The 16475-nt window shown below is 71.1% G+C and carries 1 protein-coding gene; it reads right to left on the reverse strand.

Annotation, left to right across the window (positions count from 1 at the left end; all coding sequences use genetic code 11):
• Nucleotides 1-25: 25 nt before the first annotated feature.
• Nucleotides 26-16393: an amino acid adenylation domain-containing protein gene (locus tag OG747_RS51605; RefSeq protein WP_331765212.1), complete on the reverse strand. Its 16368-nt coding sequence runs from the start codon at nucleotides 16391-16393 to the stop codon at nucleotides 26-28.
• Nucleotides 16394-16475: the final 82 nt, after the last annotated feature.

Below are 16475 nucleotides of genomic sequence, written 5' to 3' on the forward strand. Positions count from 1 at the left end.
TCGTATTCCGTGCGCGGTATCGGTGTCAGGGGCGTTCTGCCGTCTCGGTGCGCCGTTTCGCGGCGATTTCCTGGCCGATGATCCGGCAGATCTCGGCGGCGGGTTCCGCATTGATCAGATCGTGGTGCGTGCTCTCGATGTCGTACTGCTTGACGGTTCCGGTGACATACGGCTTCCACAGGTCTCCGTACGTCTCGTCCGGATTAGGTACGGCGTTGAAGAACACCGCGTCGCCGTGGAAGACCGGCGAGGTGAACCCCGGTGCCAGGGAGGTGTGGTTGACGATGATCCGCACGGCGTTGTCGAGGAAGGACTCGTAGTCGTGGCTGCCGACCACGCTGGTCAGATGCTCCTGGAAGTACTGCCGCAGCGCGCTCGGGGTGGGCGCGGGCTGTGTCGCCAGGTAGTAGCCCGGCACACAGTCGAGCATGGCCAGGAATGCCACGTCGTGGCCCCGGCTCTGCAATTGCGCGGCGATCGCCTGGGCGAGCGTACCGCCGATGGAATACCCGGCCAGGTGGAAGGGGCCCTCCGGCTGGATCGCCAGGATCTCGTCGACGTAGTCGAGGACCATCTCGTCGAGGGATTCGGGCAGTCGGGCCTCCCCGTCGAATCCCTTCGCCTGGATTCCGTAGATCGTCGGGAATTGCGGCAGGCGGTCGCCGAAACCGAGGTAGGGCCAGCAGATGCCGCCGCCCGGGTGGACGAACCACAGCGGTTCACCGCCGGGTCCCGGGTTGTTCCCGTTCCCCTTGATGGCCAGGACCGGCGAGAAGGGGTCGCCGGACGGTCCGGCGTCGCCCTCCGACTCCAGGAACGTGGCCAGTTGGGCGACGGTCGGAGCGTCGAACACCGCCCCCAGCGGCAGGCTGACGCCGAGGACGACACTGATGCGGCTGATGAGCCGGGACGCCAGCAGGGAGTGTCCGCCGCGGGTGAAGAAGCTGTCGTCGATGGTGACGGACGTGAGCCCGAGCACCTCGGCGTACAGGCCGCACAGAATCTCCTCACGGGTGGTGCGCGGTGCCCGGCCGGTCGACTCGCCCGCGTAGTCCGGCTCGGGCAGTGCCCGCTTGTCGAGCTTTCCACTCAGGGTCAGCGGCACCTCGTCGATGACCAGGAGGGCCGAGGGAACCATGTGCTGCGGCAGCCGGTCGCGTACGAGAGCGTGTACCTCGGTCACCAGCTTCTCGTCGCCCGCCCGGTCGGCGGTGGGCACCACGTACCCGGCCAGGCGCCGGTCGCCGCCGTTGTCGTCGACGACCACCACGGCCTGGTCGACGCCGGGGTGCGCCGTCAACGCGGCCCGGACCTCGCCGAGTTCGATGCGGAAGCCGCGGATCTTGACCTGGTCGTCGGCGCGGCCATGGAAGACCAGCGCGCCCTCGGTGTTCCACGCGACCACGTCGCCGGTGCGGTACATCCGCTCCCCCGGCCGGCCGAACGGGCAGGCCACGAAGCGTGCGGCGGTCACGACCGGTTTGCCGAGGTAGCCGCGGGCAACGCCCGGCCCCGCGATGTACAGCTCGCCGGGCACCCCGGCCGGGACCGGCTGCAGCGCGGCGTCCAGGACGTACAGGCGGGTGTTGTGGATGGGCGTGCCGATCGGGAACACCTTGTCGTCCGCGGCCATCGGGGCGCTCATGGTGGCGCACACGGTGGTCTCGGTCGGGCCGTAGACGTTCATCATCCTGCGGCCCGGCGCCCACTGGGCGACCAGCTCGGGCGGCGGTGTCTCACCGCCGACCAGCAGCGAGACCACGCTGGTCAGCGAGCCGGCCGGAAGCGCGGCGAGCATCGACGGCGGCAGCATCATGTGCGTGACCTTGTGCCGGTCGACGGTGCGGGCCAGCGGCAGCCCCGGCGCGAGGTCCTCCTTGTCGGCGAGGACCAGTACCGCGCCGGAGAGCAGCACCGTGAACATCTCGCACAGGGAGACGTCGAAGCTGGGCGAGACCAGCTGCAGCATCCGGCTGTCGGGGGTGACCGCCATCCGCTTGACGTGCGCCGCGACCAGGCTCGCCACACCGCGGTGGGTGACCACGGTGCCCTTGGGCTGTCCGGTCGACCCCGAGGTGTAGATGATGTACGCGGCGCTGTCCGGCGTCGTCGTGCGCGGCACCGGCGGGGTGGAGCCGGCGCTGTGCATCTCGTCCACCCGCAGGGTGTCGAGGTCGTGCCCGGCCAGGACCTCGGCCGCCGCGGCGTCCACCACGGCGAGCTGTGCGCCCGAGTCGCCCAGCATGTAGGCGATGCGCTCGGCCGGGTAGGTGTGGTCGACCGGCAGGTACGTCCCGCCCGCCTTGGTCACCCCGAGCAGGGCGACGACCAGGTCCGGCGAGCGGCGGGTGGCCACCGCCACGACCGTCTCCGGGCCGACCCCCCGCTCGCGCAGGGCGTGCGCCAGCCGGTCGGCCCGCTCGTCCAGGTCGCGGTAGGTCAGCCAGTCGTCCTCGTACAGCAGCGCCGTGGCGTCCGGGAACGCGGCGGCCCAGTGCTCGAACTGGTCGGCCACGGTCCCCTCGGCGGTGCGCTCGGCCGTGTCGTTGAAGCCGGCCAGCAGTTTCTCCCGCTCCGCCGCGGGCCGGATGTCGACCGCCCCGATCGGCACGTCGGGGTCCGTCGCCACCTGGGTGAGGACCCGGGCGAGCCGCTGGGCGATGTCCTCGGCGGCGGCCGGGTCGAAGTGGTCCTCCTGGTACTCCATGACCACGTGCAGGCGGTCGTCGGCCGCGGCCGCGATACCCAGCGGGTAGTGGGTGCCGTTGCCGGTGGACACGTTGGCGATGGCGATGCCGCCGCTCGCGTCGGCGTCGCTGAGGCCCTCGCGTTCCATCGGGTACGACTCGAAGACCACAACGGTGTCGAACAGGGTCCTCAGGCCCGCGGCCCGGCAGATGTCGGTCAGACCGATGTGGTGGTGGTCCATCAGTTCGCCCTGCCGGTCCTGCAGTCCGGTCAGCACCTGGCGGAAGGTGTGCCAGGCGGACAGCTCCACCCGCACCGGCAGGGTGTTGATGAACAGGCCCGCCATGGACTCGACGTCGGGCACCGCCGGGGGGCGGCCCGAGACGGTGGTGCCGAACACCACGTCCTGGCGGCCCGTCAGCCCGGCGAGCACGATCGACCAGGCGCCCTGCACCAGGGTGTTGAGGGTGACACCCAGCTCGGCGGCGGACCGGATCAGTTCGCGGGCGGGGCCGGCGGGCAGCGGGATGTCCAGCTGCCCCACCCGCCGCGGGTCCGCCCCGGCCGTGCCGTCGGACACGATCAGGGTGGGCTCCTCGACCCCGGCGAGCTCGGTCTGCCACGCCCGCGCGGAGACCTCGGCGTCCTGCTCCGACAGCCACACCAGGAAGTCGCGGAACTTGCGCGCCCTCGGCAGGACGGAGGCGTCGCCACCGGAGGCGTACAGGCGCAGCAGCTCGCCCATCAGGATGCTCAGCGACCAGCCGTCGAGCAGCGCGTGGTGCGAGGTCAGGATCAGCTCGGCCGTCCCGGGCCCGGTCAGCGCGACCGACATCCGCAGCAGCGGCGGGACGGCCGGGTCGAAGTGGTCGGCCTGGTCCTCGGCGAGGAACTCTTCGAACGCCTCGGCCCGCCGCTCCTCGTCGAGGTCGCGCAGATCCGTGAAGCGCCAGGGCAGTTCGACGTCGTCGAGGACGAGTTGCACCAGGTCGCCGGTGGCGTCGGAGACGAACGCGGTGCGCAGGTTGGCGTACCGGTCGAGCAGGGCCTGTCCCGCGGCCCGCATCCGCCGCGGGTCCACCGCGCCGGTCAGCCGGTAGACGACCTGCACGTGGTAGGCGTCGTAGGTGGAGTCGGTGAGCATCGACTCGAAGAGGAGCCCGGACTGCAGCGCGGTCAGCGGCCATACGTCGGTCAGGGAGGGGTAGCGCTGCTCCCAGCGTTCAAGCTCGCTCTGACGTACGGCGACGAGCGGTACGTCCGAGGGGGTCAGGCCGCCCGCGCCGGGCCGGGCGACATGCCGGGCCAGGCCTTCCAGAGCGCTCTGCCACAACTGGGCCAGCTCCTCCACGGCCGCACGGTCCAGCACGCCGTTCGGGAAGCCGAAGCGGACGCCCAGCTGGGGTCCGTCCTCCGTGTCGGTGACCGCCGCGTTGATTTCGAGGGTGGACATCACCGGCATGTCGGCGTCGGGCCGGGCGATCAGCCCGGACAGACCGGGAGCCTGGGTCCAGCCGAGACCACGCAGCTCCTCCGGCATGTCGGCCGCCGTGAAATGACCAAGATAGTTGAACGCGATCTGCCCGGCCGGATACTCGGCGAGAACACCCGCACTCTCCTCGTTCAGATAACGCAGCAGCCCATAACCCATGCCCTTGTCCGGGACGGCCAGCAACTGCTCCTTGACCGCCTTGAGAACCGAACCAGCCGCCACACCACCAGCAATGGCATCCTGCACATCAGCGTCACCGACATCGACACGCAGCGGGAACATACTGGTGAACCAGCCCACCGTGCGCGACAGATCCGCACCCGGCACCACCGCTTCCTCACGCCCGTGCCCCTCCATCCTCACCAGCAGCGAGGACTCCTCAACACCACGACCCTGCCGCCAGCAACACACCGCGAGAGCCAGCGCGCTGAGCAGACCGTCATTGACACCACCACGGAACAGGGCAGGCACCTCGGTGACCAACGCCCGCGTCACCGCGACCGGCACATTCAGCCACACATACTCCTGCGTGGAGACGACATCGACCGCCGGGTCCACGGGACGTGATCCGAGCAGCGGATCAGGACCCTCCACCACCGACCGCCACAGCTCCAGCTCCGCGGTCCGCCCGGGTGAGGACGCCTCCTCGATCAGGGCATGCGTCCAGCGACGCACCGACGTCCCCACCGCAGCCGGCTCCGGCACCTGACCGTCACGGACCTGCTTCCAGGCCGCGGCAAGATCCGGCAGCAGGATGCGCCACGACACACCATCAACAACCAGATGATGCAGTACGACAATGAGGCGGCCCGGCGCCTCCTCGCCCGCGTCGAACCACACGAACCGGGCCATCACCCCAGCTGCCGGGTCCAGCTGTCCAGTGGCCGTGTCGAGTTCCGCCGCCGCCCGCTCCCGCCAGGCACCGTCCCAGCCCCCGTCCCAGGCGACACGGTCAACCAGCGCACCCACATCCACCGACCCGGGCTCCCCCACCACCATGCCGCCCTCGACCAGACGCGAGCGCAGCAGATCGTGCCGGTCCCACACCGCCGACAAAGTAGCCGTCAGGCCCTGGACGTCGATACCCGCGGGCAGGTCGGCCACGACCGACATGCTGAACCGGCCGTACCCACCGCCCAGTTCGAGCAGATACCTCGTCATCGGCAGCAACGGCACGAAGCCGACACCACCACCCTCCAGCTCCTCCAAAACGACCGTCGTGGCACGGTGTCCGGCAATCGCCGCGAGCTCGGCGACCGTGCGGTGCTGGAACACCTCACGCGGTGTGACCTCGACCCCGCGCTGCCTGGCCCGGGCCACCACCTGAATCGAGCGGATACTGTCACCACCGACCGCGAAGAAGTCGTCGTCGACACCCACCCGCTCCACACCGAGGACCTCCGCGAACACCGCGGCCAGCACCTTCTCCGACTCCGAGGACGGCGCCCGGTACACCTCACCCTTGAACACCGGCTCCGGCAACGCCCCGCGGTCCAGCTTCCCGTTCGGCGCCAACGGCAGCCGGTCCAGCATCACGAACGCCGACGGCACCATGTACTCCGGCAACCGCGCCGAAACGAACCGGCGCAACTCCGGCACCGACACACCCGCCGTCAGATCGAGGGTGCTGCGGCCGCGGGCGGCCTCGTTCTTGGCGTTCTTGGCGTCGTCCTTGGCGTTCTTGGTGTCCTTGGCGTCGTCGGCGGTGCGGACCGGGACGACATAGCCGACGAGCTGCTTGCTGCCGCCCTTGCCCTCGCGGACCACCACGGCGGCCTGCTCGACGTTCGGGTGGGCGGTCAGGGCGGCTTCCACCTCGCCCGGCTCGATCCGCAGGCCGCGGATCTTCACCTGGCTGTCGCCGCGGCCGACGTACTCCAGCCGGCCCTCACGGTCCCAGCGCACCACATCACCCGTGCGGTACATACGCGACCCGGCCGGCCCGAACGGATCCGCCACGAACCGCTCCGCCGTCAGACCGGGCCGGTCGCGGTAGCCGCGGGCCAGGGACTCGCCGCCCACATACAGTTCGCCGGGCACGCCGGGCGGTACCGGCAGCAGCCCGTCGCCCAGCACGTAGCCGCGGACGCAGTCCAGCGGGGAGCCGATCGGCGCGCCGACGCCGCCGTCCCACGCCTGGCCGCTCGGCAGCACGAACCGGGAGACGTAGTACGTCTCGGTCTGGCCGTACGGGTTGACGACGCGCACGCCGGGGAAGGCGGCGCGGGCGCGCTCCACCAGCGAGCCGGGCAGCGCCTCACCGCCGAATATCAGCGTGTCCACGCGGGTCTTCCCGGCGAGCTGGTCGAGCGCCTCGGAGAACACCGACGGCACCGAGCTGATGACACCGCCGTCCCAGCTCTCCCGCTCGACCAGCTCCAGGACGTCACGCACCACTTCCACCACGCCGCCCGTCGCCAGCGCCGTCGTGATCTCCATGACCGACACGTCGAAGTTGACGGACGTGCCCGCCAGCATCCGTGAACCCGGGTTCACGCCGAGGGCGGCCACCTGGGTGGGCAGGCAGCTGGTGATGTTGCGGTGGGTGGCCGTCACGCCCTTGGGGATGCCGGTGGAGCCGGAGGTGTACATCACGTACGCAGCGTTGTCCGGGTGCACGTCCACGTCGACGGGGCTCGCGTCGCCGTGCTCCAGGTCGATGTCGTCGAGGAGCAGCGGGGTCACGTCGTGCTCGGGCAGTGTCGGCGCCGTCTTCGCGTCGGTCAGCAGCAGCGCGGGGCGGGCGTGCCGCAGCATCAGGCCGAGCCGTGCGCTCGGGTAGCGGGGGTCGATCGGCACATAGGCGGCACCGGACTTGAGGATGCCCAGCATCGCCACGACCAGGTCGGCCGAACGCGGCAGCGCGAGCCCCACCACGGACTCCGTGGTCACGCCCCGCTCGATCAACGCGCGCGCCAGACGGTTGGCCCGCTCGTCCAGCTCCCGGTAGGTGAACCGCACCTCGCCGCACTCGACGGCCGGAGCGTCCGGATGGGCCGGGACCTGCTGCTCGATCAGACCGTGCACGGTGACGTCGGACATCTGCCGGGCCGACCCGGCGTAGTCGTCGAGCTGTTCGCGCTCGCCCGGCAGCAGCACGTCCACCAGGTCGATGCGGCGCCCGGGGTCGGTGACCAGCTGTTCGATGACCCGTACGAGGCGGGCGGCGAGGTGCTCGACGGTGGCGCGGTCGAACAGGTCGGTGGCGTACTCGAGGTAGCCGATGACGCCCTGGCCCGGGATGTCGCCCATGTTGAAGAACAGGTCGAACTTCGCGGTGTCCGTGAACGAGGGCTCCCACCTGACGTCGAGCCCGCGTATCTCGAAGTCCTCGCGGGTGATGTTCTGCCAGGCGAACATCACCTGGAACAGCGGGTGGTACGCGGTGGAACGCTCGGGGTTGAGCACCTCCACCAGCCGCTCGAACGGCGCGTCCTGGTTGTCGTAGGCGCCAAGAGCCTTGTCCCGGACCCGGCCCAGGACCTCTTCGAACGACGGGTTGCCGGACAGGTCGGCGCGCAGCACCCAGGTGTTGACGAAGAAGCCCACCAGATCGGCGAGTTCGGCGTCGGTGCGGTTGGCGATCGGCGAGCCCGTGGTGATGTCGTCGCCGCCGCCGAGGCGGCTGAGCAGTACCGCGAGTGCGGACTGCAGCACCATGGCCTCGGTCGCGCCGCTGTCGCGGGCGAGGCGTTCGACCTCGGCCATGACCTCGGGGGCGAGGCCGAACTCGACCGCGTCGCCGCGGTGGCTGGGCGCCGGCGGGCGCGGCCGGTCGGTCGGCAGCCGCAGCGGCTGCGGCACCCCGGCCAGCTCCTGGCGCCAGTACTCCGCCTGGGCGGCCAGCAGGCTCGCGGGGTTGTTCTCGTCACCGAGCAGCTCGCGCTGCCACAGCGTGTAGTCGACGTACTGGACGGCCAGTTCGGCCCAGTCGGGGGCGGTGCCGTCCAGGCGCGCCGCGTACGCCGTGCCCAGGTCCCGCCCGAGCGGGGCGATCGACTCGCCGTCGACGGCGATGTGGTGGATCACCAGCGGCAGCAGGTGCTCCTCGGCACCGAGCCGCAGCAGCGCGGTGCGCAGGGGGATCTCGGCCGCGATGCGGAAGGGGCGGCCGATGAGCCGGGCGAGTTCCTCGTCGGCCGTGTCCGGCGTGACCTCGATCAGCGGAATGTCGAGGCCGGCGTCGGCGACGGGCAGCACCTGCTGGTAGGGGTGGCCGTCGGCGTCCTCGGCCACCAGGGTGCGCAGGCTCTCGTGCCGGGCGACCACGTCACGCAGTGCCGCGCGCAGCGCCTCGACGTCCAGCCGGCCGGTGAGGCGCAGCACGAAGGACTGGTTGTACGTCGCCGAGGGGCCCTCGAACCGGTCCACGAACCACAGGCGGCGCTGCGCGTAGGACAGCGGCACCCGCTCGGGGCGGGTCTCGGCACGCCGCAGCCGCAGCCGGGCCGGGCCGCTGGTGGCGAGGTGCCGGCTCAGCTGCGCGACGGTGGGCGCGTCGAACACGAGGCGGACGCGGAGCTCCGCGCCCAGTTCGGCGCGGATGCGGTTGACGAGCCGGGTGGCGAGCAGTGAGTGGCCGCTGCGGACGAAGAAGTCGTCGTCGATGCCGGCCCGCTCCAGGCCGAGCACCTCGGCGAACAGGCGGCACAGCACCTCTTCGGTCGTGTTGCGCGGGGCCCGGTAGGGGGCGCTGGTGGACTCCGGCTCGGGCAGGGCGGAGCGGTCCACCTTGCCGTTGGGCAGCAGCGGGAACCGCTCCAGTGTCACGAACGCGGACGGCACCAGGTGGTCGGGCAGCTTCGCGGACATGTAGCCGCGCAGGTTCTGCGGCGCCGTGTTCCCGGACGCGACCACGTAGGCCGCCAGATACTTGGAGGCCGACGCACCGCTCCCCCGGCCCTCGCGGGCGATGACGAGGGCCTGTTCGACGTCGGGGTGCGTGGCCAGGGCCGCCTCGACCTCGGCGGGCTCCACGCGCACGCCGCGGATCTTCACCTGGCCGTCGCCGCGGCCGACGTACTCGAGCTGACCGTCCGCGGTCCAGCGGGCGAGGTCGCCGGTGCGGTACATGCGCGAGCCGGCGGGTCCGAACGGGTCCGGCACGAACCGCTCGGCCGTCTGGCCGGCCCGGCCGAGGTAGCCGCGGCCCAGGGAGGCACCCGCGACGTACAGCTCGCCCACGACGCCGGGCGGTACGGGCCGCAGCCCGGCCCCGAGGACGTAGGCGCGGCCGTACTGCAGCGGCTGGCCGATGGGCGCGCCGGCGCCGCCGGTGAACTCCTCGCCCGCGGCGAGCGCGTAGGCCGTGGCGTAGAAGGACTCGGTCTGGCCGTAGCCGTTGACCACGCGCGCGCCGGGGAAGGCCGCGCGGACGCGTTCCACCAGGGCCGCGGGCAGACCCTCGCCCGCGAACACCAGGGCCTTGGGGTTGATGCGGCCCGGCAGTTCGTCGAGGAGCTCGGCGAACGCGGAGGGCACCGAGTTGATCACGTCGGCCGACCAGGTGTCCCGCTCGCCCAGTGCGAGCACGTCGCGGACGAGCTCGACGGTGCCGCCGTGGCTGAGCGTCGAGAAGATCTCGTACACCGATACGTCGAAGTTGACCGACGCGCCGGCCAGCATCCGCATCCCCGGTTTGACGCCGAGTGCGGCGATCAGGCTGGGCAGGACGCTGGTGACGTTGCGGTGGGTGATGGTGACGCCCTTCGGCGTGCCCGTGGAGCCGGACGTGTACATCACGTACGCGACGTTCTCCGGACGCGCCGCATCCGGGTTCACGGGCGCGGCACCGAGTTCACCGAGTTCACTGAGTTCACCGAGGGACATCGTGGGGATGTCGGTGGCGGGCAGGACGCCCGCGGCCCCGGTGTCGGTGTCGGTGTCGGTGTCGGTGAGGATCAGCGACGGGGCCGCGTCCGACAGGATGAACTCCAGGCGGCTGCTGGGGTATTCGGGGTCGATCGGCAGGTAACCGGCTCCGGCCTTGAGCACACCGAGCAGCGCCACGACCAGGTCGGCCGTGCGGGGCAGCGCCACGGCCACCACCGACTCCGGCCCGATGCCGCGGCCGGCCAGGCCGCGCGCCAGCCGGCCGGCGCGCTCGTCCACCTCCCGGTAGGTCAGCGACACGTCGCCGCTGACCACCGCCACGGCGTCCGGCGCCGCCGCGGCCCGTGCCTCGAACAGCGCGGGGATGGTCGTGTCCGGCACGGACGGCGCCATCTCGCCGCTGTTGCGCAGCACCCGCTCCCGCTCGGCGGGGGTGAGCACGTCGACCGCGCCGACCGGCATGTCCGGGTCGGTCACCAGCTGGCGCAGCACCTGCTCGAAGCGTGCGGCGATGGTGTCCGCCGCGCTCCGCTCGAACACGTGGGGCTGGTACTGCAGCGACAGGTGCAGATTGGGGTCGGCGTCCGCCATCACGGTCACCGGATAGTGGGTGCCGCTGAACGGCGTGATGCCGGTGATCGCGACTCCGGCCGTGTCGTTGGCCTCGCTCAGGCCGACATGGTCGACCGGGTACGACTCGAAGACGACGAGGGTGTCGAAGAGGGTGTGCGTCCCGGTGGCCCGGTGGATCTCGGTCAGGCCGTAGTGGTGGTGGTCGAGCAGCTCGCCCTGCCTGCTCTGCAGACCGCGCAGCAGCTCGGCGAAGCTCCCGCCCGGGGCGCAGCGCACCCGCACCGGCAGGGTGTTGATGAACAGGCCCACCATGGACTCGACGTCGGGCACCGCCGGGGGGCGGCCCGAGACGGTGGCACCGAACACCACGTCCTGGCGGCCGGTCAGCTGTCCGAGAAGCACCGCCCAGGCGCCCTGCACCAGGGTGTTGAGGGTGACGCCCAGGTCGGCAGCGCTCGCGGACAGTCCGCGGGAGAGCTCCGGTGACAGCGGTACGTCGACGTTGCCGACGTCGTCGCTGTGCGCGGCGGGGTCCTTGTCCCGCACCAGCAGGGTCGGCTCGTCGAAGCCGTCGAGCTCGTTCGCCCACGCCTCGGCGGCCGCCTCGCGGTCCTGCTCCGACTGCCACACCAGGAAGTCGCGGAAGCCGCGTGCCCTCGGCAGGACGGAGGCGTCGCCTCCGGAGCCGTACAGGCGCAGCAGATCCTGCATGAGGGTGGGCACCGACCAGCCGTCGAACAGCACGTGGTGGGCGGTGAAGACCAGGGCCGAGCGGTCCGGCCCGCGGGTGATCAGGGAGATCCGCAGCAGCGGCGGCGCCGCCGGGTCGAAGTGTGTGCTGCGGTCCTCGACCAGGAACCGTTGGAAGGCCTCCTCGTCCGCTCCGCTCATGTCCAGGTGCCGCCAGGGCAGTTCGACGTCGTCGAGGACGAGTTGCACCAGGTCGCCGGTGGCGTCGGAGACGAACGCGGTGCGCAGGTTGGCGTACCGGTCGAGGAGTGCCTGTCCCGCGGCCCGCATCCGCCGCGGGTCCACCGCGCCGGTCAGGTGGTAGGCGAACTGCATCTGGTAGGCGTCGTAGGTGGAGTCGGTGAGCATCGACTCGAAGAGGAGCCCGGACTGCAGCGCGGTCAGCGGCCATACGTCGGTCAGGGAGGGGTAGCGCTGCTCCCAGCGTTCAAGCTCGCTCTGACGTACGGCGACGAGCGGTACGTCCGAGGGGGTCAGACCGCCCGCGCCGGGCCGGGCGACATGCCGGGCCAGGCCCTCCAGGGCGCTCTGCCACAGCTGCGCCAGCTCCTCCACGGCCGCACGTTCCAGTACACCGCTCGGGAAGCCGATGCGGGCGGTCAGTTGCCCGGAGTCGTCGACGAGCGCGTTGATTTCGAGGGTGGACATCACCGGCATGTCGGCGTCGGGCCGGGCGATCAGCTCGGACAGACCGGGAGCCTGGGTCCAGCCGAGACCACGCAGCTCCTCCGGCATGTCGGCCGCGGTGAAATGACCAAGATAGTTGAACGCGATCTGCCCGGCCGGATACGCCGCGAGAACACCCGCACTCTCCTCGTTCAGATAACGCAGCAGCCCATAACCCATGCCCTTGTCCGGGACGGCCAGCAACTGCTCCTTGACCGCCTTGAGAACCGAACCAGCCGCCACACCACCAGCAATGGCATCCTGCACATCAGCGTCACCGACATCGACACGCAGCGGGAACATACTGGTGAACCAGCCCACCGTGCGCGACAGATCCGCACCCGGCACCACCGCTTCCTCACGCCCGTGCCCCTCCATCCTCACCAGCAGCGAGGACTCCTCGACACCACGACCCTGCCGCCAGCGACACACCGCGAGAGCCAGCGCGCTGAGCAGACCGTCATTGACACCACCACGGAACAGGGCAGGCACCTCGGTGACCAACGCCCGCGTCACCGCGACCGGCACATTCAGCCACACATACTCCTGCGTGGAGACGACATCGACCGCCGGGTCCACGGGACGTGATCCGAGCAGCGGATCAGGACCCTCCACCACCGACCGCCACAGCTCCAGCTCCGCGGTCCGCCCGGGTGAGGACGCCTCCTCGATCAGGGCATGCGTCCAGCGACGCACCGACGTCCCCACCGCAGCCGGCTCCGGCACCTGACCGTCACGGACCTGCTTCCAGGCCGCGGCAAGATCCGGCAGCAGGATGCGCCACGACACACCATCAACAACCAGATGATGCAGTACGACAATGAGGCGGCCCGGCGCCTCCTCGCCCGCGTCGAACCACACGAACCGGGCCATCACCCCAGCTGCCGGGTCCAGCTGTCCAGTGGCCGTGTCGAGTTCCGCCGCCGCCCGCTCCCGCCAGGCACCGTCCCAGCCCCCGTCCCAGGCGACACGGTCAACCAGCGCACCCACATCCACCGACCCGGGCTCCCCCACCACCATGCCGCCCTCGACCAGACGCGAGCGCAGCAGATCGTGCCGGTCCCACACCGCCGACAAAGTAGCCGTCAGGCCCTGGACGTCGATACCCGCGGGCAGGTCGGCCACGACCGACATGCTGAACCGGCCGTACCCACCGCCCAGTTCGAGCAGATACCTCGTCATCGGCAGCAACGGCACGAAGCCGACACCACCACCCTCCAGCTCCTCCAAAACGACCGTCGTGGCACGGTGTCCGGCAATCGCCGCGAGCTCGGCGACCGTGCGGTGCTGGAACACCTCACGCGGTGTGACCTCGACCCCGCGCTGCCTGGCCCGGGCCACCACCTGAATCGAGCGGATACTGTCACCACCGACCGCGAAGAAGTCGTCGTCGACACCCACCCGCTCCACACCGAGGACCTCCGCGAACACCGCGGCCAGCACCTTCTCCGACTCCGAGGACGGCGCCCGGTACACCTCACCCTTGAACACCGGCTCCGGCAACGCCCTGCGATCCAGCTTCCCGTTCGGCGCCAACGGCAACCGGTCCAGCATCACGAACGCCGACGGCACCATGTACTCCGGCAACCGCGCCGAAACGAACCGGCGCAACTCCGGCACCGACACACCCGCCGTCAGATCGACGTGCAGATCGCCGATGCTCTCGGCGGCGCCGAGCTCCGTACCGATGACACCCACCGGGACGACATAGCCGACGAGCTGCTTGCCGCCCGCGCGCTCGTGGACGGTCACCACCGCCTGGGCGACACCGGGGTGGGCGGTCAGGGCCGCTTCCACCTCGCCCGGCTCGATCCGCAGGCCGCGGATCTTCACCTGGCTGTCACCGCGGCCGACGTACTCCAGCCGGCCCTCACGGTCCCAGCGCACCACATCACCCGTGCGGTACATACGCGACCCGGCCGGCCCGAACGGGTCCGCCACGAACCGCTCCGCCGACAGACCGGGCCGGTCGTAGTAGCCGCGCCCGACCGCGCCCGCGACATACAGCTCGCCCACCACGCCGGGCGGTACGGGCCGCAGCCCCTCACCGAGGACGTAGGCGCGCATGTTGCGCAGGGGCTCACCGATCGGCACGCTGTGCGAGGCGTCCCACTCCTGCGTCGCGTCCACCGTGAACGTACCGGCGTAGAAACTCTCGGTCTGGCCGTAGCCGTTGACGACGCGCACGCCGGGGAAGGCGGCGCGGGCGCGCTCCACCAGCGAGCCGGGCAGCGCCTCACCGGCGAACACCAGCGTGTCCACGCGGGTCTTCCCGGCGAGCTGGTCGAGCGCCTCGGAGAACACCGACGGCACCGAGCTGATGACACCGCCGTCCCAGCTCTCCCGCTCGACCAGCTCCAGGACGTCACGCACCACTTCCACCACGCCGCCCGTCGCCAGCGCCGTCATGGTCTCGAACACCGACACGTCGAAGTTGACGGACGTGGCCGCCAGCATCCGCGAGCCCGGGCCCACGCCGACCACGGTGGCCAGCCGCAGCACGCCGTTGACCACGCCGTGGTGGGTGATCGCCACGCCCTTGGGGACGCCGGTGGAGCCGGAGGTGTACATCACGTACGCGAGGTTGTCGGGGCGCAGGTCCACCGCGACGGGGCTCGCGTCGCCGCCCTCCAGGTCGATGTCGTCGAGGAGCAGCGGGGTCACGTCGTGCCCGGGCAGTGTCGGCGCCGTCTTCGCGTCGGTCAGCAGCAGCGCGGGGCGGGCCTGGGAGAGCACCATGCCCAGGCGGCTGCTCGGGTAGCGGGGGTCGATCGGCACATAGGCGGCACCGGACTTGAGGATGCCCAGCATCGCCACGACCAGGTCGGCCGAACGCGGCAGCGCGAGCCCCACCACGGACTCCGTGGTCACGCCCCGCTCGATCAACGCGCGCGCCAGACGGTTGGCCCGCTCGTCCAGCTCCCGGTAGGTGAGCCGCACCTCGCCGCACTCGACGGCCAGGGCGCCGGGGTCCACGGCGAGCTGCTGCCCGAACAGCTCCGGGATCGTGATGTCGGGTGTGTGCGCCGGCCGCCCGGCGAACCGCGCCAGCCGTTCGCGCTCACCGGGCAGCAGCGCGTCCGTCGCGCCGATCGGCCGCTCGGGCTCGGCGACGAAGGTGCCCAGGAGCTGCACGAAACGGGCCCCGATGTCCTCCACCGTGGCGCGGTCGAACAGGTCGCTCGCGTACTCCAGGACGCACCGCATGCCGTCGTCGACGGGGTCGACGGCGAAGTTGAACTCCAGGTCGAACTTCGCGGTGTGCGTGGGAACGGCCTCCAGGCGTCCGTACACGCCCGGCAGGTCGAAGTCGAGGCGGTCGTTGCTCTGCCAGGTGAACATCACCTGGAACAGCGGGTGGTACGCGGTGGAGCGCTCGGGGTTGAGCACCTCCACCAGCCGCTCGAACGGCGCGTCCTGGTTGTCGTACGCGCCAAGAGCCTTGTCCCGGACCCGGCCCAGGACCTCTTCGAACGACGGGTTGCCGGACAGGTCGGCGCGCAGCACCCAGGTGTTGACGAAGAAACCCACCAGGTCGAGCAGCGCCTCGTCGACGCGCCCGGCGATGGTGGCGCCGATGGGGATGTCCTCGCCCGCGCCCAGGTGGTGCAGCAGCACGGACAGTGCGGTCTGCATCACCATCGGTGTGCTCGCGCCGTGGGCGGCGGCGATGCGCTCCGCGGCTTCGACCAGCTCCCGCGGGATCGCGAAGTCGACCATGCCGCCGCGGTGGCTGATCACTGCGGGCCGCGGCCGGTCGAGCGGAAGCTGCACCTGGTCGGGGGAGCCGGCGAGTTCGTCGCGCCAGTACTCCAGCTGGGTGGCGAGCACGCTGTCGGGATCGTTCTCGTCACCGAGCAGTTCGCGCTGCCACAGCGTGTAGTCCCGGTACTGGACCGGCAGTTCCTCCCAGTCGGGTTCCCGGGACGTCAGGCGGGCCTCGTACGCCTGGGCCAGGTCGCGCATGAGCGGGACCATCGACTCGCCGTCGGCCGCGATGTGGTGGATGTTGAGCACCAGCGTGTGCTCCTCGCGCCCCGTGCGGACCAGGGTGGGCCGCACGGGGATCTCGGAGGAGAGATCGAACTGGTAGGCGGTCGCCCGCGACACCACGGCGTCCACCTCGTCGGCGGTGGCCTCGACGAGCGGCACGTCGAGGCGCAGCTCCTCGACGGGCACCACGTGCTGCGCGGGCACCCCGCCGTCGTCGACGACGAAGACCGTGCGCAGGCTCTCGTGCCGGGCGACCACGTCACGCAGCGCTGAGGTCAGCGCCTCCACGTCGAGCTGCCCGTTCAGGCGCAGCAGGAAGGGGATGTTGTATGTCGCCGACGGCCCCTCGAAGCGGTCGATGAACCACAGGCGCCGCTGTGCGAAGGACAAGGGGGTCATCTGGCGTCTACTCCTCGGTGAGTCGTCCTGCGCGGACGTGGCGTGCGGTCGGCGGGGCACCCCTGGTGACGGGGTGTCCTTC

This window comes from Streptomyces sp. NBC_01384, assembly GCF_045040035.1.
Taxonomy (GTDB): domain Bacteria; phylum Actinomycetota; class Actinomycetes; order Streptomycetales; family Streptomycetaceae; genus Streptomyces.